The sequence below is a fragment of the Lysinibacillus xylanilyticus genome (genome assembly GCF_001183605.1).
GTDB lineage: Bacteria > Bacillota > Bacilli > Bacillales_A > Planococcaceae > Lysinibacillus > Lysinibacillus xylanilyticus.
Window position 1 is genome coordinate 1,782,336 of sequence record NZ_LFXJ01000005.1, and the last position, 22,012, is coordinate 1,804,347.

Consider the following 22,012-nt stretch of genomic DNA (forward strand, 5'->3'; position numbering starts at 1 on the left):
CCTCACGATTTATTTTGTAAAACAAAGAGCATCTCTTCCTTTGAAAACCCAAGTGCTTCAATGGAAGTTAAAAAATGATCTGCTAATTGATTTTTCATATCTTCACGTAAAAGAGCAATTCGCCCTTCATCAGTTGTAATAAATGTACCTTGGCCTCGTTTGGTTTCCGTTATATTCATTGCTTCTAACTCCTTATACACCCGTTGCACAGTATTTACATTGACACCTGTTTCCACTGCATATTCTCGAACCGAAGAAAGTCGATCCCCAAGCACTAGCTCCCCTTTCAAAATGTCCCCACAAATCCGATCTACAAGCTGGCTATAAATGGGCTTATCACGTGAAAAGTCGATTGTCATCGTAAAACCACCTTTTCAAGCCACTTTGTCCCTATGATAAATAGGATGGCTACAAAAATGATAGTTGCTACTTCTTCTACGACATAAATTGAGCCTAAGGTTGACTCCATTGCTAGTAATTTCGGGAAATATTGTTCCACCCACGTTAATGGAATTCCTATATGTTGGAAAATGTTATCATAAAATTTACTTCCTGTAAATTTAAACCATAAATCCATACTGAAGAAAAAGGTAACCATAGTGATAACAATGGAAAATCTACCAACTAAATGTTTCATTTGGAGATTAAATGCTAAAAATAATAGCATTATTACAAACATCATCAACTGAAGAATTACACTAATTACTACAAAAAATAACAGCAATAAAAGTACTTGGGCGAAGTTGCCTACAATTTCATCTTTGACTTTGTAGATAGCTATACTCATAAAGATAATATTGAAGATAGCATATCCTATTAAGGAAAATACGATTTTCACACCCACAAGCTGTGCGATAGAACTAGTTGAATGCAGCCATATCTCTTTGCTCTTCAAGTCATGACGGATACTAGCAAGGAATTGTAATATCGAATAAAATCCACCTAATACAAGTACTAGTATTGAGAAGGCAAATGACAGCTGATTCTCCATCGTAAATTCTACACTAAAGCGCCTTATTAAATATGGGATTACCATTGACATCATGATCCCTATAAAAATTCCAACAAATAGCCATGCCCTATAAAGCACCCATTCCTTTTTAAATAGCCCTGCAAAATTTTTCAAAGAAAACACCTCGTGTCATAGTGTACTAGTCAAATAGTACACTATGACTTTTAATTTTGCAAGCATTAAAAGCAAAAAAAAGGAAGAACCTAATAAATATAGGCTTCTTCCTTCAGGTTCTAATGAAATTAATGCTAATAAAGTATGCATTTCAGGCAATATTGGGGTGATTTCCTGAGGGGGCAAGTCTTCACTCCAATCAACTTATCCACATGACAGACGTTTTAACAAAACTTTTTAAGTTTATCGGAACACATTTACATTTTATCACCCAACTTTTTAGTTTTATCACCCAACTTTTGCGTTTTAACAACCAACTTCTTAGTTTTATCACCCAACTTTTGCGTTTTATCACCCAACTTCTGAATTTTATCGACATCCACCTTCCAAAGAGCAAAAGAAGATTCACACAGAAAAGCTGTCCGTTAATTCGTAGTCATAATGAGAGGTGATTTCCGTTACGACTGGTCGCTTTCCTGGAGCGTCATGGCTCCTTTGCGCTCCAGGGTCTCATTCAGCGTTAGTTCACACAACAACTCATATCCCTATTTCCCTCATTTTCTCCGTTACTTCTCCTACCCTACCATCAACATTCGTTCCGTCAAACTTCGGAAGTTTCAGCTCACTTACGATTTTCCCGTCGAGCATAAACAGAATACGCTCCGTCCGCGCCGCTACCTTTGCATCGTGAGTGACAAGCATAAGCGCAGTACCGCCCGCGTTAATTTCGGAAAAAATGTCCATGATTTCCTGCGCTGATTTTGAGTTAAGTGCACCCGTAGGCTCATCACCGAAAATGATTTTCGGGTTGTTCAAAAGTGCTCGACATATCCCTGCCCGCTGAAGCTGACCTCCCGAAACTTGTGTAATGTCGCGCATTTCAAGCTCCGCAATGCCAACCCTCTTCATAAGTGCTCTTGCCTTCTCCGAAATTTTTGCTACATTTTTTCTGTTATCGCGCATTGATGGAAGAATAATATTATCAAGAATATTTAGATTTTTGAGCATAGTTGGCTGCTGAAATACAAAGCCCATTTTAGTTCTACGTATGTCTGAAAGCTCAACCTCTCGGACTGACGATAATTCATTGCCATCAAAAATAACCCTCCCGCCATCAACGCTGTCCATGCCACTCAGCGCAAACATTAGCGTTGATTTGCCAGAGCCTGAGGGTCCCATTATCGCAACAAATTCACCTTCGTTTATGTCAACGGACGCTCCGTCAAGAACATTGATCTTTTCATCGCCCTCGCCGAAAGATTTTACAATGTGTTCACCGATTATAATCTTCTTCATAAGCTACTCCTTTATATTTTCGGATATTTTTATTTTCCCCGCGCCCGCTGTGCCAATTATTGTTGTGATCAGTACCGAACATACCATTATTAAAGGACAAAGAACGTACGCAGAAAGTGGATTGACCGAAAAACTAAACGATGACGCCCCAAAAGAGGTGATAACTGCGCCCGCAAGTACCTCTCCAAGTGTATTTGCCAGTAGAGTTCCAAGAACAATTCCGATAATTGATACGAATACTGCTCGCGAAACAAACTGTATTGTAATATCCGAGTTTGTAAAACCTATTGCTTTCATGACGGCAATAGAATATCTGTCCTTTGCGACAAGCATTTTCATAAACAATAACGTAACTAGTACCGTTATTACGAGCGCTATAGCAATTGCAGCACTGGAGGCCTTTCCGATAGATTTTATTGTCGAGCCGAATGTTTGAGTCACAAATTCATCAATATTGGAAATCTTTGCGAAAGTAAATCTGTCCGCATACTCAGAGACTTTTTCATCAATAAGAGATTTATCGGAAAGCTTCGCGCAAATTACGCTCCACATTATATTTTCCGAAGTGTCGCTAAAAACTGCCTTTGCCGTTTTTCCGCCGTTAGTAATGTCGGAATAAATGCCACTTACCGTTAGCTTTATGTCCTTCCCCTTCATCACGACTGTAATGACATCGCCGACCTTTTTGCCCATTTCATCAGCGTTCAAAGCCGAAAGTGCAATTTCGTTTTCTGTTGCGGGTGCTCTGCCCTCGGTATATTCAATAGGGAATATCGAGTGGTCTCCGAGTTCGATTTTTATATTTTCTTCCGAACCGTCTTCCGTTTTTGTTTTGAATGTCTTAGTTGTAAGGATGGTATATTTTGTAATGGAATTATCGTTGTTCATAGATTTTAATACTTCAGCAGATTTTCGGGATATATGATCGGTCTGCTGAATATCGATACGAATATCATAGTTTCCAATACCCATATATTTAATGAAGCTTGTTGAGGAAATCGTGTTGTAAAGGTTTTGTGGGACAATAATGATAAATGCTGAAATTACAAGTACTGCAAGCATTGTGGCGTATAGTCTTTTCCTTGCGAGAACGTCTTTGATACCAAGGAAAATGTTCGTGTTAAACAGCTTATTTCTATTCAGGCTAAAACGTTTTGTAACTGCGTTTCTTTCCTGTGATGTGCCAAAGCGTATTGCTTCTGCAGCAGATATTTTCCGAAAGCGTCTTAGCACTCCGCTTACATAGGCAATTATTGCGAGGAATACAAGCAGTATGCCGATAATTCCTATTGCCGCAGCAAAAGAAGAGTTTTCACTTTCCCCCATATAAAGTCGGATATTTTCAAGAAGCAGGCCTTTGAAAAGCAACGAAAGTGCAAAACCAAGAATACTACTTAGCGCCGCGATAGCTGTGTACTTCGCAAGGTAAATTTTTTTAATGTCGGAAAGACGCAGCCCTATCGCCTTCATAACACCAATTTCACGGTAATCGTCCTCAATTTTCGCAAGAAGTGTAAAGCGTATGCACATAAATGCGATAGCAACGACAAGAACACTTATCAGAAGTATAACTGCTATCATCATCCCATCGGAAAGTGCGTTAAGTGTTTTGAAAAGTGGATATGTAATCGTTGGTCCGTTCGCTTCAAGTCCTGCGGAGGCATAAGCTGTTTCAAATTCACCAAGTGCCGATATATCCTTTAGTCTAAACTCAATCAAATACTCCGTACTTCCATGGCTTTTTATTGTCGCGTAATCATTTTGACTAACAAGAAATCTTTTTGAGGAAGACAGCATAGAATTCATTTGTGAATCACGGTGGAAGCCAGCTACAGTAAATTCCTTTCCAGCTATTATTGCTTTATCCCCAACCTTTATGGCGGTGTCCTTCATATAGTTTATCGGAACATAAAGCTCACCATCGGATACGTTTATAATGTCTCCTTCAAGGTCAAGAAGATAATCAAATTTTTCACTCTGTATACTAAGACCATTGTCTTGAACATTATTCGCTAGTGATTGATCACCTAAAATAATTTGCCCGTTATCAATGTTGAGAAACTCAAGCACTTGATATTCATCGACGTTGCTGTTTTGCTCCGCGAAATTCGCAAGCCTTACAGTATCAATATCACCCGAGTGCATTTGCATAAAATGCGGAGTTTTAGCCTGATGCATAAGGGAATCTATCGCACCAGAAAGATTGACAATAAGTATCGCCGATAGAGAAACAAGCATTGCCGCAGCGGCGACAAATATCGTTGTTGTTAGCGTTATTAGTTTGCTTTTAGAAAGGTCATTACGGATTAATCTGAAATACATAAGTCACCTCGGTTTTCAAATTGAAGAAAATTAATGAAGTAATTCCCAAGCCCACTTCCTTTGCTGAAATGAGCTTTCCCGACTTTTGCAGAAAAACCTTCTGAAGAATCCTCAGAATTAACCACCGTCGTTTCCAATTCCTCAATCCTCACCTCCGTTGCCAAACATCTTCATCATGTACATAAGACTTCCGCTTTCGACACCGAGCAGTCTTTCTACGTTGAAAATAAAAGCTGGTATACGTGCAGCACGCTCTTCATCTGTTAGATCTACCATATCATCATCAAAAACAGTATTCGTATAAGCCACAATCATTTCCATACATTCATACGGATATGGCGTACTAAATAGTCCTTGCTCAATACCCTCACGGATTATTTCCGTCAATATCGGTGGCAGACCGTTAATGATGACCTTTTGTATTTTCTGATGCATAAGCGCGTTTTGAGGCTTATGTATATGGTCAATAATTTCTTTACCGTTTCCGCCACTTATGTTTAGTGCCATCACAACACGGACAATACGCTCGTGAACGGGTATGTTTTTATTTGAGGCAATTTCTTTTGCAGAGCCTAAAATTTGAGTATTATATCGTTCAATTAGCGCATCCATAATATCTTCCTTCGACTTGAAGTGATAATACAACGTACCCCGTGCAATTCCGACCTTTTCGAGAATATCGTTAGTACTTGTGCCATCAAAGCCCTTTTGACCGAAAAGCTCATCAGCCGCATCAAGTATTTCGTTTCTGCGCTCCATCGCTTCTTTTCTCATTTTTACTCCCCCTAACTAGACCGACAGTCTGTCGATAAAAATTATAGCATTTTACAATAAATTGTCAATAGGCTGTTCCGATTTTGTAAAAAACTATCAATTTATTGAAATCTCACATGCAAAAATATCCTCTTATTCATTTTAAATGATAGAATTAAATGTAAGAAGTATATATGTTGAGAGGAAATCTAAAATGTCAGAAGTACAAAAAATGGATTATACAATGGGAAAAAAGATACGTGAAAGTTTACAGGCAGATTGTCAAAGTTGTTTTGGTCTATGCTGCACGGCTTTAAATATTGCTGCTTCTAGCGACTTTGCCATTAATAAAGCAGCTGGGACACCTTGCCCTAATCTACAATCAGATTTTAGCTGTCAAATTCATAGTAAACTTAGAGATCAAGGGTTTAAAGGATGTACAGTTTTTGATTGTTTAGGAGCTGGACAAAAGGTTTCACAAACAACCTTCCACGGACAAGACTGGCGACAACACCCTGAAACTTCTGAGAAAATGTTTCGTGTCTTTCCGATTATGGACCAACTTTATGAAATGATTGCCTACGTAGCAGAGGCAATATCGTATAAGGTTAATTCATCCCTATTTAACAAGCTACAAATACAATTAGAACAGCTACAGCGTGCAACAGAGCTAGAAGCTGATGCTTTACTAGCAATAGATATACCTAATTTTCGATTGCCAGTAAATAGTTTACTGTTAGAAACAAGTGAACAAATTCGCCATAGCCTAATCAAAAAAACTGATAATCAAAAAAAACATCGAAAGTATGATTATAGAGGAGTCGATTGGATTGGGAAAAATTTAAAGGGCAAGGATTTAAGAGCAACTGATCTTAGAGGATCTTATTTAATTGCTGCCAATCTACAAAATGCAGATTTAAGAGGGGTTGATTTTATTGGCGCAGATTTACGTGACGCAAATTTACGTGGCGCAGACCTTTCAACGAGTATGTTTTTAACTCAAATGCAAATTAATTCAGCACAAGGCAATCATCAAACAAAACTACCCTCCCACCTAAAACGTCCTTCTTATTGGGTTGACTAACATGAGAAAGGGCAGATGAACGTAATTCATTTGCCCTTCTGACTGTAGATAAATTCTATTTTGTCTACTTAAAAATGTATGGTATTTTAAACGGCTAACACCGTTATTTGTAAAAAAGTTTGATTAAGACCACAGAAGTATTCAAAGCAGCTGTAGCACTTGTGAGCGTTGATTCAATCATAACTACAGCTTTGACTGTTCAAAGCATATGAAGATGTAGAAACGTTCCTGTAAGTGAACAACGGGACAAAAGGACTAACGTGTATGAGTTGTAATATGTACAAGTCCTTTAGATTGTTGGAGCTAAAAAATTATTATGAAAATTGCACCCAATGAATATACAATCCCTATTTCAGTATAGTTGCATTTATAAATTAATTACGAATAAATTCAGAGCCCAACTAAGAATTGAAATAATAACAATACTCCAAGCATTTTTCTTACGCTGTGTTACACCTATAATTCCCATAATCACCCCTAATAATGGTGAAAATAGAATAGCGATAATATACGCCAAAATATTGTAGATTCTGTAACTGTAGATTTCGTTACTTTCATTACCGTGTTTGACACTATCCATTTTCATTCCCCCTATCTTGCTTTTCTTAACTAACGAGAAATTTTTCTAATCAACTATGCCTCGGCTTTTGGCCAACTTGATATAGGTCACTCAGTCATGTGTTGTTGCTGTCGCTTCGCTTTCGCAACTTTGAGTTATCTACCGTAACAGTTTTAAGATTAATAAACCTATTCGAAAAAGACTCAAATAATATTATCCATTCTTCCATTTATAGGGTATTTTTACCCAATCGTAAAATATATTAAAAAGGAAATATAAAATTGATATTCCAATAATTTGGCCCCATTGAATGTCATCACGAAATAACCATTGAAATGTAATAAACAGTATGAAAAAAATAAGCGAATATTGTATATTTTTCTTTATAATTTTTACCATATTCATCCTCCTCATACAATAATACACCATTTATGCTTATCTAAGAAACCTCCACCGTTAGTTTAAATCCGCTTCGGTATGCTCACGATTCATTGCAAAATATAATTGCAAACGCCACTTCAAATTAATCCTTGAAGTGGCGTTTTTAGTAATCTTCTATAGATATATTTATTAACTTACCAAATCTTCTCCACCCATTCAGGATGGTCTATAAACGGATTTCGATTTCCTTGGATTTCGTAAATTCTTTCATTTCTTTGTTTTTCATATTCATCTACAGGATCTTGTTTGTGCCATTGTAATAGAACCGAAAGTTTACCGTGGTAAGGAGCTGTTCCATTATTGACTTTGTCATTTAATTCAAGATCCACCTTATCTCCAGCCTCATAGCGAGTTGCCATATATAATAGTATACGTGCTACATCACCTTTTACACGATTAGGTGGTTCGAATGAATCTGAATCTTTCAAGCAACCATTACAGCCAGCCACTGGACTGCCACCATTGTCAAAGTCTAAATTTCCTCTTGAGCTATTAACTTGTACATCGGTTGGGCGTAAGTGATGGATATCTGTTCCGGGTCCATTGCTTGTCCCAAAGTTACCATGTGATTTTGCCCACGTATGCTCTCGGTTCCAGTTCCCTACATTACCACCACTGTTTGTTTTTGAACTAGATTTACCAGAGTAAAATAAAATGACATTACTCGGATTAGAAGGATCTTCATCTGTATACTTCAATGCATTCCAAACATCATCATAAGAAAGTACCTTTTGTTCAGAAATGATATCATGAAGAGCCTTTTTTAGCGCTTGACCTTCCTTGTTATAGGCACCTGCATAATAATCATTAGCAATCACTGTAACACTAAAACTTGTAGTGACACTTTTCTTTCCATCAGATGCTGTAACGCCAACAATATGACTACCCTCAGCTAAATTGAGTGTTAGAACCTTTCCATTGATAGTGCCTTTTGTAGCCGTAAATGAAAGTTCATCACCATCAGGATCGGAAAAATGATTTGTTAAATCAATTTTAATTTCTTCTCCTACAGCTACAGTTTTATTTGAAATCGGATTTTGAATTATTGGTTGATTGTTTTCTGCAGGCACAGATGGATCCACAATTGGTTTCCCCTTCGAATTTGTAAATTTAATTTGCTCAGGAGCTGCACCCTTTGTATATATGATCGATTTTAAATCTAAATTTTCAGCGCCTCTTATTTCACTTACTTTTGCACCTTCAATTGTGAGTGATTTCACGGTAGTGCCTTTAAGGTCAATAATCATCCCTGCTTTCGCTGGGCTAAGAATAACATCAGTCGTCTTAAAGCCTTCTCCATGTAGCTCCGCATAGGCACCTTTAAGGAACACACCTTTTGGAATAACAGATTGAGCGTCTAGATGTACTGCTACACTAGGTTTATTTATTGTCAATTTGTTCTTTTTGAAGTTCTTATAGTCATATACTATTTCAGGCTTAATGGGTTCAACTGTTGGTTTATTAACATCTATTTGAACCATTACAGGATCATGGTCACTTGCACGGCCAGCCATGTCCGTAAAATCCGCATTAATATGAAGAATATCAACATCCGTTTTCTCTGCCAGATTGTTTGACACTAAAATATGGTCTAATACTTGTGAGTTCCCTTGAAATACATATGTGTAACGATCAGAGGCTTCTACTTTATTAATCATATTTGTCATTAATTGACCTTCATGGATTTTAAGCGAATCCGCAAATTGATAATCATTAAAATCACCTAAAGATACAATATTGGCATCAGGATTTTTTGTTTTAATATCCCCAACAAAATTATTAACGATGTTGGCGATTTTTTTACGTTGTGCTTCACTTCCATACTGTGGAGGCTGAATCGCACCAAATAAAGGAGTATCTCCTGTTTTTGAATTCCAATGATTTGCGATAACAACTACATCTTCATCTTGGAATTCAAATTGTGCTGCTAAAGGTTTGCGGCTACTATTAAACGCTTCGTTGTTTGGGTCAATTCGACCAGGGTTCAGTGTTAATTTTCCATCTTGATAACCAACAGCTGTTGTAGCATCTCCTGCTAGCATACCTTCCTTCAGCTTCACTCGCTCTGGATTATAAAGGAAGCCAACTCGAATATTCGCATCTGGTGCTCCACCGTCTTGATTGTTAATTGGATCGATATTAACATATTGATACTCGACACCACCTACACCTTTAATAGCGTCAATTAGTCTTTTGTAACTTTGATCCGCTTTGGAATCTCCAGCTGATGGCCCGTTATTATCCTGTACCTCTGTAACACCAACAATATCAGGGCTACCCATATCAATACCAATTGCTCTTGCTAGTTTTTTCGCTTTATCATCAGTAGTAGAAGTTTTGTTATTAGAGAAGTTCTCCAAATTATACGAGGCAATTGTTAGCTTATCTTCTGCCTTTACTATTTTTGTTCTCTCTGGTGATGTATTTCCTTTTTCATATGCTGCCTTCATTTCATCTAAAGAAGCATAGATTTTAAAGTTTTGATAGGAATAGCCTACGATTCCTGTAATTGGCCCTTTAAATTTATCACCTGTAGCAACCTCAAAATCACGTGCAGCTCCATTCGGTTCTAATCGGAATTGAACTCTGTTTGGATTTGCATTATCTTTCTCATACAATACCCCACCGTGAATGGTGTTTGTTGGTTCATCCTCAAGTACCGTTACTAAATCTCCATGCTCCTGTGGCGCTACCGCTTTCACGTTGCCAACTTCTACTCTCATACCTTCAATACTTTCCCAAAAATCAATAGCGTCGATTGTTGGATTAAAAATGCCAAGCTGATCACTGTCTATTTTACTAAAAGACATTTTTAACTTATCAATATTAATTGCTTTTGGTAATGCTACACTACTTTTAAGTACTTCTACTTTCCCATTTTGATCGTTACGCACATTAATTTGTGTAGTTTTTAAATCTGTTTTCTGCCTGTCATCATAGCCATCGTAAGCATATTCGCTTACTTTACCTTTAACAGATACTAAATCCCCTACCTTTACTGGCCATGGTTTATTGCCACTGTACAGAAAAATTCCTTCAGAAGTATTTGGATCATTATCAGCCAATTCATCTGGCGTTTGAATCGTATAATACCAATTATTATTTAACGTAAATGAATAAGTTACGATTCCTTCAATTCCTTCAACTGTCTTCCCATCAAATGTTGAAGCATGCCCTGCACCTTGAATATCATGAATTTGTAATTTATCTGCAAAGGTATAATCAAATGTAGTTATTTCACTGTATGTGCCATCTTTAGCTTTAACTATTGTTTTTAAAGTAGTATTTTTGCTAATCTCAATTGGTGTCTCATATTTAATACTTTTATCAGTTGGTTCCGTGCCATCTACTGTGTAATAAATTTCTGCATTTGCCGTCGGTGTTGTTAAGGTAATTGTTGTTTTCCCAACAAACGTCCCACTTCCAGGAGATGCGATAGCAGGTTTTAGTGCTGAACTATCCTCTATGATATCTTCTTTTGATCGAGGAATGACTTGATAGTCTGTATCGAACTGTTGAACAATCCCAGTGATAGATTCATAGTTTGTACCGACAGTTAATCCCAGCGAATTTGTTTCATCTCGTACGAGGAAATTCGTTCCGTCATTTGCAGTAAAGTTTGCCCATCCAGCCCCTTGCTGAACATCTGTAAGAGTAACATTATTCACTGTTACTAGCTGTGATTCGCTATCCTCGTTTACTTGAGCTCCTGTTACTACCTTTGGAGAAGGTACACCAGCATTTTCAACTTTTTCAACGATTGTAGCACCATCTAATTGTAGTAACCCTCGATAGTCAACTAACTTTCCTTTTAAAGTAACTTCATCTCCGACAGACATAGCTAGACTAGTAGGTCTTACGGCAATACCACCTGTATCATCTTGGACCGAGAACGTATTTTTCAAGCCCGCTACAACTCTACCTTTGATAGTGACCGTTTCACCTTCACCTTTATTTCGAGCATCTCCAATTGAAAGAATTGCCGGTGCTTCGGGGTCAACAGGCTCACCTGAATCGTTATCCATTACGTGTTGCCCTAAATTGGAGAAATCATCTACTGAAAATGAATTCCATTCTGATGCTGAATTAAATGGATCATTAATATTTGTATCACCCGTCAAGACTGAAGCCTTTCTTACTAAAGTTACATCTTTAGCAAAATCTGCTGAAGAACCTACTTGTCCAATGGAATCGACTATTTCACCAGATTTCCTTAATACGACTGGATCATTTCCATTGAAATTTATAACAGTTATGTTTTCTAGATTTCCTTTTGCTTTAATGTTTGGATTTGCATCTTTATGGTATAAAACATAGGTAGCCCCATTTTCTAGAGTACCTGTCAGACTCACTTTATTCTTCGCGGTTGCTTCTCCGTTCGTATGAAGCTCTAGCGTATAATTACTTAGGTCAACCGCGGTGCCTGTACCATTATATATTTCAATTGCTTTATTAAAGGAACTTCCCTCAATATACTCTGAAATGATTAAATCCTTTGCAAGGGTTTCAGCATTTACAGTAATGGGTGCTACTGGTGCGGCAATACTTGCAATTAAAGTTGTTGCTAAAAAGGCATTTATCGGCTTCTTCCAATTCTTCTTTGACATCTAGTAAATTCTCCTTTCAATTTTAAGAATGATAGTTTTTATCAATTATGCCCTGTCATAATTGCGTCCGGAATCGGGAATTATGCGCCCTTAATGAAATCAACTAATGCTTGGTGTCCTTCTGTTGTTTATTGGCTCTAACCTCCTTAACTGCTGTCACCTTTCTAGCAATATTGTTTAGATTCGCGCCTGTGTGTCGTTTGAATGCATTAACACAAAGTAAATCTATCATTGCTATTTCACCTTATCTAGGCTTTCCGTTTGGGCAGATACCGTACAGACGACTTTTATCGCATACGACATGTCGTAAATAGTCGAACTATTTAAAACACATTCTCCCATTACATATATATGTAAACATATTATTATTAATTCACTATTTTTATAGTATTTAAATTATGTTAATGAATTGTAATAATAGAAAAACACATCTACTATAGGGAGTTTAACGATTTATAACATAATTTTAACAAATAAACAAAATTTGACACTCACCCGATTTACCTAACTATAAAAGAACGGGCAAATTACATTTACATCAAGAAAAATAGTCTCTTAACCAATTAATGGTCAAGAGACTATTTCTTTCTTACTACTATTTTATACTTTCTTAAACTAAAAAAGGTTTTAAAAATGTTGAAGTGCTGTATCAGGAGATTGATACGTACATTTTGGAAATTGTACATGTACCTGCTACATCCACTTCTAAATTCAGAGCTTCTATTTGTTTATTATTACTCAAGATAAGTGATTATGAGACTCTACAGCGCAGCGGTTGTTTTCTGTGCGAAAGCGAAGCGTCAGCAACAATGTTTTATCTGCGCGAAAGCGGAGTGTTAACGAAGCGTCAGCAGCAACAAAAACGGTTCATCGGATTCCCCCACGAAAGTGCACAGCCGCAACGGAAACTAACCCTACATTTTGCGCAAGAGTGTTTCCTTATTGCAGGTGACACACCGTAATTTCATTGACATAATAGTCTTTCTACAAAATAAAAGGCAGATGAAAATATATTCATCTGCCCCTCTAATATTATTTTTGTTTCTTTTTATAAATGATCGTAGCTACTACAAGTAAAAGTAATATCGCTTGTCCTATCATTGTTTCTACAGTTGGATAGAAACCAATGATGCTGACAACTGGCAAGCCATCAACAATTGTTGTTGATACGGAATCTCTTAGCTGCAATGTATGCAGACTGACACCAATAATTTTAAATGCCAGCACATAAATTAACACCGTTGCCACTGCGAAAAATTTATGAATTGGAATTTTTCCACTTGCTTTAAATAACACAAATGCAAAAATAGCTAATATTAAAATTGCTACTACGATACCTAGCACAAATTGAGATGTCTCCATTTTAGGTGCAATTCCTGCGTAGAAGACAAGTGTTTCTGCCCCTTCACGGAAGACGGATAGGAAGCTAATAGCTGCCATCGCAAATACCGAACCACTAGAGATTGCATTGCCCATTTGTTTGGAGATATAGCGATTCCAGCTTGTCACACTTGATTTACTATGGAGCCAAATACCAACTCCAATCATCATTGCAGCAGCTAGTAAACCAATATAACCTTCCATCAGCTCTCGGCTTGTATCAATTGTCGCAGATTGGAAAAGTGTCGACATTAAAACAGCTGCTACCGCAGATAGTAAGATCCCTACAAATGCACCAACATATATCCATTTGCGCATTGTTTTTTGTCCAGATTTCTCTAAGAACGATACTAATGCCATAATAATGAGCAGTGCCTCTAAGCCCTCTCGCAGTAAGATTAATGCTGCATCCCACAGAGTATAATCTGAGTCACCTTGGATCAGTTCAATTTCTGTGCGGAAAGTATCAAGCTTACTTTTAATAGCTTTGGCATCGACGTTAGACTTCAATAAGTCACTAACGAGGATCGGCATATCACTTTCAATTTTTGTATAAAGACTGCCGTTACGTGTTGAAATATCAATCTCTACACTTGGCCATATTTTAATGAACTCTCGAATTTTATCAGAAGCTGCTTTATAGTCACCTGCATCGATAAAATCATTCGCCTCGTCAATATAAGCGACTAATGTTGCTAAAGAATACTCACCTTCAACAACCTTCGCCGTATCATTACCTGCTACAAAATCCTCAATCGTTTGTTTTAATTCTGCATATTGAGATTGCATTAAGACTACATCGGGCTTTTCGGAAGCAAGTGAAATTCGGATAAAGGCCATCTGTGTTTCAATTTGTCCGTACATCGCAATGCTTTGCTCACGTACAGGGCGTTCAATTTTTTTCCACTTCGCATTAAAATCCTTATATGCTGCGTCGATTGTAGTTATATCCCCACTTGCTAAGGCATCTTCAAATGCTTTCAATACGGGTTTAAATTTCGTGCCAAATTCTGCTCGCTGCGCCGCTTCATCTACAGGATTCTCAAGTTTTTCTAATGCACGTAAGGCATTTGACAAGTCAGATAGTGCCTTTAAACGTTCATCCTTAGATGTAGCTTCAACTGCTTGCGCAAGAATTTCGTCCACTTTTTCTTTTGCGTCCTTTTGCTCAGATGTGACCGACGCCCAGTCTGTGGCAAATTGTTCAAGGGCATGTTCTGCCTCAGCTTCTTTGTCCTGCTTCGTATTCATCAGTGCATCACTTATTGAAATATACAACTGACTATATGATTGCGCTGCCTGCACTGGTACAGCAAGTGCCAATAACAAGCAAACTACTAAACTACAGCGCGTTAAAAAGTGCTTCACCTACATAACTCCCCTTTGATACTCCAGGTAAGCAAGCAAACACTGCGCTGCCTCGATGGGTAATGTACTCATTCATTTTATCCATACGTCCTAAGCTATTTTGGACTGTTGTAAATTGGGCCGGGTCTTTTTGAAAAGAAATAAACAGGAGTCCCGCATCATGCGCACCTGTATTCGTCATAACACCTGATGCATAAGAGTAAGAACGACGTAAAATACGCGCACCAGATTTACGTGCTAAATGTACATGTGAAGTATCCGGCATAATATACTCACCGTTGCTATCTTTCGCCTCTACATCGAAATTATCGAACTCTTTCTTTTTACCAAAAGGTGCACCACTATCGCGATAACGACCAAAAGTTGCCTCCTGATCTTTTAACGATGTACGATCCCATGTTTCAAGATGCATCTGAATTTTACGGGCAACTAAATAAGAGCCGCCTTTTAGCCAACCTTTATCTACCCATACTACTTTATTTAAATCTTTTTCATCGGTACTCGATGGATTCACCGTACCATCCTTGAATGCAAATAAATTTCTAGGTGAGCCTCCGCCAGCTGGGAATGAGTTAAATCCTGCCTGTGACCATTTAATTTCTACCTTTCCAGATGCTGCACGAACTAAATTACGTACTGCGTGGAATGCCACCTGTGGGTCATCCGCACATGCTTGAATACAAAGATCTCCACCAGTAAATTCTTTTTGTAACTGATCCTTTGGGAAATGAGGTAAGTCTTTTAATTCCTCAGGCTTCAAATGCTTGATTCCAAGCTTATCAAACAAAGATGGTCCTACACCTATCGTAATCGATAAATTTGAAGCATCTAAGCCCTCCGCTTCACCTGTATCTCCTGTTGGCACTCTAGTATTTGTTGTTAAATCTACCATTAATTCACCATTCATTAAACGTACAACAAGAGGTGTCCATTGTTTGAACAACTCTTGTAGTTCTTTCTTTGATGTAAATAAAACATCTAAAGAAGCAAAATAAATATTTGTTTGAACTGGTGTAATAATGCCAGATTGATGTTTTCCATAGAAATCAACTTTGTTAACTGCTGTCGTGCTATCTGCAACAGGCTCAAACACATCATAGCCCATTACTTTCATAACACCACCTAAGCCAGAGGCTCCGATAGCTATACCAGCTGCTCCGATACCTGTTAGCTTTAACATGTCACGTCTTGATATTTTTTTATCGATCCATTTTTCATCATTTGACACTGTCATTTATTATCACTCCAAAATGATACCCATTTGGCTTAATGGTTCTCCAAGTTGATTTACTGCTGCTGCAAGCGCTTTTGTGTTTTCTTCTGTTAATTCTTCGTAAGAAACATATCCGCCATCAGCTGTTGCATGTTTTGCCAATAAATCATCTACTGCTTTGAATTTTTCATCTAATGTAGCTACTAAGTCTTTATCTTTCGCTTCTAATTTCGGACGTAGGATTTCAAAGATTTTTTCTGCGCCTTCGATGTTAGCTTTAAAGTCATAAAGGTCAGTATGAGAATAGATTTCTTCTTCACCAGTGATTTTAGATGTTGATACTTCATTTAATAAATCAACCGCACCTGTAATCATTAAATCTGGTGTTACTTCTACAGTTTGAACTAAAGCGTGTAATTCTTTTGCGTCTGCTAGTAATTGATCTGCAATTGCCTCGTAGCCTGCAGTTTTATTTTCTACCCAAAGCGCATGTTCAAGCTTATGATAGCCAGTCCATTCTTCTTCGCCCTTACCTTCTTCTTGAATATCAGCCAAACGACCGTCAATACGTGGGTCAAGGTCACCGAAGCTCTCAGCGATTGGCTCTGAACGTTCAAAATACATACGTGCTGGTGCATATGCTGCTTTTGCTTTTTCGATGTCACCGGCTTTAAATGCGTTCACAAATTTTTCTGTTTCTATTAAGAATTGATCCATCTGCTCTAACGCAAATTTTTGATAGGCTGTTAATTCAGCGGATAAATCAACTTTTGTAGTTTTTTCTGCTTGCTCTGTTGCAGGCTTATCTTCTTTTTTAGCTTCATCTGTATTGCCACAGCCAGTCATAAGAATGCCCCCTGCAACTAATACTGACAATAATGATGTTTTTTTCATGCAAAGTACCTACTTCCGAAATAGTTTATATTGAGAATGATAATGATTATCATCACCGATTGCAAGAAGTATTTTTATTTAAAGAAAAAAACGACATTTTCTAGTTGATATATTTAAAAAACTAGTAAAATATCGTTTTTTCTACAATATAATGATTATAAACTATGAAATTTTCGCTTGTTTTTTATATTCATATTTTCCATATAAGAAATAATAAAGCACAATTGACACTAAAATAACGAATACCATTGCGAAGAAAATGGCGCTGTACCCCGAAGTCGGAACGAAGAATCCTAAGAAATAAGGACCAACACCTAAACCTAAATCATATAAAATAAAATATGTCGATGTCGCAAGTCCTAAACGCTCATTTGGTGTAACCTTAATGGCTATTGCTTGCGCTACTGAATTGAAATTGCCATAACCAATTCCTATGCAAGCAGCAGCTAGTAAAAAGACAACACTACTTGTTGCCGAACTAAAGGCATACATACCGATCGCAAAAATGACTAGACATGGATAGATTATAATGTTCGCACCTCTAGTATCTAATAATTTCCCTGTAAATGGGCGTGTCGCTAAAATAACAATTGCATATATAATAAAGAAATAACTTCCCGCCGCAACCAAATCAAGCTCTTTCGCGTAAAACGTCATAAATGACATAACCCCTGAGTAGGCAAAGCCAATAACGAGCGCCACAAAAGCAATTGGCAAAGCGCGCATTTCGATAAAATTGCTTAACTTAAAGCCTGCTTTCTCAGCCATTTCTTTGGCCTTCTTCGGTGCATCTGGAACTGAAACGATGAAATACATTAAAAAGCAAACAATAGCTAATACGGAATCAACAGCAAAAATCATCCGATAATCTTCAAATAGCTGTGTTAAAAGAATACCTATAAAAGGTCCAATAGCCGTTGCTAAAATAGCACTTAAGCTGTAATAACCAATACCCTCTCCCCGACGCTCAGGCGGTAAAATTTGTGCAATAATTGTTCCTGTCGCCGTACTTGCCATCCCAAGTGCAATCCCTTGTACTAAACGATTGATCATTAAAAGCGGCAAATTCGTCGCGATAAAATAAGACATCGTTGATAGCATAAACAATAATAATCCACAAAATAATGTTTTTTTGCTACCCCAATCTCCAATAATACGTCCTGTTCCCAGACGGCCAAATAAAGTACCAATAATAAAAATACTCGATACAAGCCCTGCCGTACTAGTTGATGCCCCAAAATGCTCAACCGCATAGCCTGCAATTGTAACCATTAATAAATAAAAAATTAATGTAATGGTAAAGTTAATAAGTGAGACGATTAAAAAGTCCTTCGTCCAAAGTTTTTGTCTAGGTGCTTCCACTTTTTCCCTCTCCTACCGATTGATGTTTGCACAAATATTCGCTAAAACTTGTGTCGCAATTTCAATTTCCTGCTTTGATACCCCTGCGAGTGCCTGTTCAAAAAATGGCTTTAACTGTGCCTGAATTTCTTGCACAATCTCTTCACCATTAGCCGTTAATTGCACAAGCTTCTCACGCTTATCCCTACCAGCTACCGTTTCCACATAGCCAAGCTCCACAAGCTTTTGAACAAGCCTTGTCACACTCGGCTTTTCAATAAACATAAAATTCGCAATGTCCACAAATGTATGTGACCCTTTATCCTTCAATAATCGAAGAAGAGCCCATTGAGAACTAAATAACTGATATTTCTCTAGCAGCACATTTACTTGATTGATAAACGGTCTGTACATTAAGCGGTACTGATTAAAAAATTCTTGTTCAATCGTCAAAGTTACCACTCCTTTTATATTAGTTAGCCTAGCTAACTATACGCTTGTAAAGCGTATTTGTCTAGTAGGGAATAAGCGAGAAGTCCTGCATTTTGGACGGTCTTTCCAGTATTTTCGACTCGCAATCCATGATTTTGAGCGGACTATCCATCATTTCCGGCTTTCTATCCATGATTATGATCGTTATCCATCTTTCTCAGCTTTCTATCCACGATTTGGACCGAGCTATCCATCTTTATCGGCTTCCTATCCACGATTTGGACCGAGCTATCCAGCATTCTCGGCTACCTATCCACGATTTGGACCGAGCTATCCAGCATTCTCGGCTACCTATCCACGATTTGGACCGAGCTATCCAGCATTCTCGGCTACCTATCCACGATTTGGACCGAGCTATCCAGCATTCTCGGCTACCTATCCACGATTTGGACCGAGCTATCCAGCATTCTCGGCTACCTATCCACGATTTGGACCGAGCTATCCAGCATTCTCGGCTACCTATCCACGATTTGGACCGAGCTATCCAGCATTCTCGGCTACCTATCCACGATTTGGACCGAGCTATCCAGCATTCTCGGCTACCTATCCACGATTTGGACCGAGCTATCCAGCATTCTCGGCTACCTATCCACGATTTGGACCGAGCTATCCAGCATTCTCGGCTACCTATCCACGATTTGGACCGAGCTATCCAGCATTCTCGGCTACCTATCCACGATTTGGACCGAGCTATCCAGCATTCTCGGCTACCTATCCACGATTTGGACCGAGCTATCCAGCATTCTCGGCTACCTATCCACGATTTGGACCGAGCTATCCAGCATTCTCGGCTACCTATCCACGATTTGGACCGAGCTATCCAGCATTCTCGGCTACCTATCCACGATTTGGACCGAGCTATCCAGCATTCTCGGCTACCTATCCACGATTTGGACCGAGCTATCCAGCATTCTCGGCTACCTATCCACGATTTGGACCGAGCTATCCAGCATTCTCGGCTACCTATCCACGATTTGGACCGAGCTATCCAGCATTCTCGGCTACCTATCCACGATTTGGACCGAGCTATCCAGCATTCTCGGCTACCTATCCACGATTTGGACCGAGCTATCCAGCATTCTCGGCTACCTATCCACGATTTGGACCGAGCTATCCAGCATTCTCGGCTACCTATCCACGATTTGGACCGAGCTATCCAGCATTCTCGGCTACCTATCCACGATTTGGACCGAGCTATCCAGCATTCTCGGCTACCTATCCACGATTTGGACCGAGCTATCCAGCATTCTCGGCTACCTATCCACGATTTGGACCGAGCTATCCAGCATTCTCGGCTACCTATCCACGATTTGGACCGAGCTATCCAGCATTCTCGGCTACCTATCCACGATTTGGACCGAGCTATCCAGCATTCTCGGCTACCTATCCACGATTTGGACCGAGCTATCCAGCATTCTCGGCTACCTATCCACGATTTGGACCGAGCTATCCAGCATTCTCGGCTACCTATCCACGATTTGGACCGAGCTATCCAGCATTCTCGGCTACCTATCCACGATTTGGACCGAGCTATCCAGCATTCTCGGCTACCTATCCACGATTTGGACCGAGCTATCCAGCATTCTCGGCTACCTATCCACGATTTGGACCGAGCTATCCAGCATTCTCGGCTACCTATCCACGATTTGGACCGAGCTATCCAGCATTCTCGGCTACCTATCCACGATTTGGACCGAGCTATCCAGCATTCTCGGCTACCTATCCACGATTTGGACCGAGCTATCCAGCATTCTCGGCTACCTATCCACGATTTGGACCGAGCTATCCAGCATTCTCGGCTACCTATCCACGATTTGGACCGAGCTATCCAGCATTCTCGGCTACCTATCCACGATTTGGACCGAGCTATCCAGCATTCTCGGCTACCTATCCACGATTTGGACCGAGCTATCCAGCATTCTCGGCTTCCTATCCACGATATGGACCGCTCTATCCAGCATTCCCGTCTTTCTATCCACGACTTTGAGCGGACACTATCCAGCACTCTCCGCTTCCTATCCACGACTTTGAGCGGACACTATCCTGCATTCTCCGCTTCCTATCCCGACTTTGAGCGGGCTCTATCCAGCATTCTCCTATTTCTATCTACGATTATGAGCGAGCTATCCATCATTTTCATCCTCCTATCCACGATTTTGAGCGTTCTATCCAGCATTCTCCTCTTTCTATCCACGATTTTGAGCTCTCTTTCCAGCATTTTCGTCCTCCTATCCACGACTTTGAGCGGACACTATCCAGCACTCTCCGCTTCCTATCCCGACTTTGAGCGGGCTCTATCCAGCATTCCCCGCTTTCTATCCCGACTTTGAGCGGGCTCTATCCAGCATTCCCCGCTTTCTATCCACGATTTGGAGCGCTCTATCCAGCTTTCTCGTCTTTCTATCCACGACTTTGAGCGGACACTATCCTGCATTCTCCGCTTCCTATCCCGACTTTGAGCGGGCTCTATCCAGCATTCCCCGCTTTCTATCCGCGATTTGGAGCGCTCTATCCAGCTTTCTCGTCTTTCTATCCACGACTTTGAGCGGACACTATCCTGCATTCTCCGCTTCCTATCCCGACTTTGAGCGGGCTCTATCCAGCATTCCCCGCTTTCTATCCGCGATTTGGAGCGCTCTATCCAGCTTTCTCGTCTTTCTATCCACGACTTTGAGCGGACACTATCCTGCATTCTCCGCTTCCTATCCCGACTTTGAGCGGGCTCTATCCAGCATTCTCCTATTTCTATCTACGATTATGAGCGAGCTATCCATCATTTTCATCCTCCTATCCACGATTTTGAGCGTTCTATCCAGCATTCTCCTCTTTCTATCCACGATTTTGAGCTCTCTTTCCAGCATTTTCGTCCTCCTATCCACGACTTTGAGCGGACACTATCCAGCACTCTCCGCTTCCTATCCCGACTTTGAGCGGGCTCTATCCAGCATTCCCCGCTTTCTATCCCGACTTTGAGCGGGCTCTATCCAGCATTCCCCGCTTTCTATCCACGATTTGGAGCGCTCTATCCAGCTTTCTCGTCTTTCTATCCACGACTTTGAGCGGACACTATCCTGCATTCTCCGCTTCCTATCCCGGCTTTGAGCGGGCTCTATCCAGCATTCTCCTATTTCTATCT

The 22,012-nt window shown here is 39.5% G+C and carries 16 protein-coding genes; 2 read left to right on the top strand and 14 right to left on the bottom strand.

All coding sequences use genetic code 11. The features are described 5' to 3' along the window. Nucleotides 1-2: 2 nt before the first annotated feature. The 5 genes from ACZ11_RS11590 to ACZ11_RS11610 form a co-directional block, all read right to left on the bottom strand. The gene (locus ACZ11_RS11590; protein WP_049666212.1) at nt 3-359 is read right to left on the bottom strand and encodes a GntR family transcriptional regulator; all 357 of its coding nucleotides are present in this window, start codon (nt 357-359) and stop codon (nt 3-5) included. Beyond that, nucleotides 356-1,126 carry a hypothetical protein gene (locus ACZ11_RS11595; protein WP_049666214.1) on the bottom strand — a complete coding sequence of 257 codons (771 nt, stop codon included), beginning with the start codon at nt 1,124-1,126 and terminating at the stop codon, nt 356-358. Before ACZ11_RS11595 ends, ACZ11_RS11590 begins: the two co-directional genes overlap by 4 nt. Before the next feature lie 537 nt (nt 1,127-1,663). Continuing rightward, nucleotides 1,664-2,422, bottom strand: coding sequence for an ABC transporter ATP-binding protein (locus ACZ11_RS11600; protein ID WP_049666215.1), 759 nt, complete (start codon nt 2,420-2,422; stop codon nt 1,664-1,666). Between the two features lie 3 nt (nt 2,423-2,425). Further along, a complete protein-coding gene (locus tag ACZ11_RS11605; RefSeq protein WP_049666217.1) occupies nt 2,426-4,744 on the bottom strand; it encodes an ABC transporter permease in 2,319 nt (772 codons plus the stop codon). Between the two features lie 141 nt (nt 4,745-4,885). Further along, complete coding sequence (locus ACZ11_RS11610; RefSeq protein WP_049666218.1) at nt 4,886-5,518, bottom strand: TetR/AcrR family transcriptional regulator; 633 nt, start codon at nt 5,516-5,518, stop codon at nt 4,886-4,888. Nucleotides 5,519-5,711: 193 nt separating this feature from the next. Between ACZ11_RS11610 and ACZ11_RS11615 the strand changes: the two genes are divergently transcribed. Beyond that, nucleotides 5,712-6,581 (top strand): pentapeptide repeat-containing protein, encoded by an 870-nt coding sequence (locus ACZ11_RS11615; RefSeq protein WP_049666220.1) that lies wholly within the window; start codon nt 5,712-5,714, stop codon nt 6,579-6,581. 367 nt (nt 6,582-6,948) lie between these two features. Here ACZ11_RS11615 and ACZ11_RS11620 read toward each other — a convergent pair whose 3' ends face one another. Both ACZ11_RS11620 and ACZ11_RS11630 read right to left on the bottom strand, forming a co-directional pair. Beyond that, nucleotides 6,949-7,161: a hypothetical protein gene (locus ACZ11_RS11620; RefSeq protein WP_049666222.1), complete on the bottom strand. Its 213-nt coding sequence runs from the start codon at nt 7,159-7,161 to the stop codon at nt 6,949-6,951. 554 nt (nt 7,162-7,715) lie between these two features. Beyond that, nucleotides 7,716-12,188 carry an endonuclease gene (locus ACZ11_RS11630; protein ID WP_049666228.1) on the bottom strand — a complete coding sequence of 1,491 codons (4,473 nt, stop codon included), beginning with the start codon at nt 12,186-12,188 and terminating at the stop codon, nt 7,716-7,718. Nucleotides 12,189-12,859: 671 nt separating this feature from the next. Between ACZ11_RS11630 and ACZ11_RS11635 the strand changes: the two genes are divergently transcribed. After that, entirely contained in the window at nt 12,860-13,150 is a 291-nt protein-coding gene (locus ACZ11_RS11635; protein ID WP_049666231.1) for a hypothetical protein, read from the top strand. A 70-nt stretch (nt 13,151-13,220) separates the two neighbouring features. On the opposite strand, the gene ACZ11_RS11640 is transcribed toward ACZ11_RS11635, so the two are convergent. From ACZ11_RS11640 to ACZ11_RS26305, 7 genes are all read right to left on the bottom strand, one after another. Continuing rightward, nucleotides 13,221-14,936 (bottom strand): FTR1 family iron permease, encoded by a 1,716-nt coding sequence (locus ACZ11_RS11640; protein WP_049666233.1) that lies wholly within the window; start codon nt 14,934-14,936, stop codon nt 13,221-13,223. Beyond that, the gene (gene efeB / locus ACZ11_RS11645) at nt 14,911-16,170 is read right to left on the bottom strand and encodes an iron uptake transporter deferrochelatase/peroxidase subunit (RefSeq protein WP_049666236.1); all 1,260 of its coding nucleotides are present in this window, start codon (nt 16,168-16,170) and stop codon (nt 14,911-14,913) included. Before efeB ends, ACZ11_RS11640 begins: the two co-directional genes overlap by 26 nt. Nucleotides 16,171-16,176: 6 nt before the next feature. Next, nucleotides 16,177-17,043, bottom strand: a complete 867-nt coding sequence (efeO, locus tag ACZ11_RS11650) for an iron uptake system protein EfeO (RefSeq protein ID WP_049666238.1) — start codon at nt 17,041-17,043, stop codon at nt 16,177-16,179. A 162-nt stretch (nt 17,044-17,205) separates the two neighbouring features. After that, a complete protein-coding gene (locus ACZ11_RS11655; protein ID WP_049666239.1) occupies nt 17,206-18,405 on the bottom strand; it encodes an MFS transporter in 1,200 nt (399 codons plus the stop codon). Between the two features lie 12 nt (nt 18,406-18,417). Further along, nucleotides 18,418-18,837 carry a MarR family winged helix-turn-helix transcriptional regulator gene (locus tag ACZ11_RS11660; RefSeq protein WP_049666241.1) on the bottom strand — a complete coding sequence of 140 codons (420 nt, stop codon included), beginning with the start codon at nt 18,835-18,837 and terminating at the stop codon, nt 18,418-18,420. Between the two features lie 2,098 nt (nt 18,838-20,935). Beyond that, on the bottom strand, nt 20,936-21,094 hold the full coding sequence (locus ACZ11_RS26300) for a hypothetical protein (protein WP_161804457.1): 159 nt from the start codon (nt 21,092-21,094) through the stop codon (nt 20,936-20,938). Between the two features lie 484 nt (nt 21,095-21,578). After that, complete coding sequence (locus tag ACZ11_RS26305) at nt 21,579-21,737, bottom strand: hypothetical protein (RefSeq protein ID WP_161804457.1); 159 nt, start codon at nt 21,735-21,737, stop codon at nt 21,579-21,581. Nucleotides 21,738-22,012 lie beyond the last annotated feature (275 nt).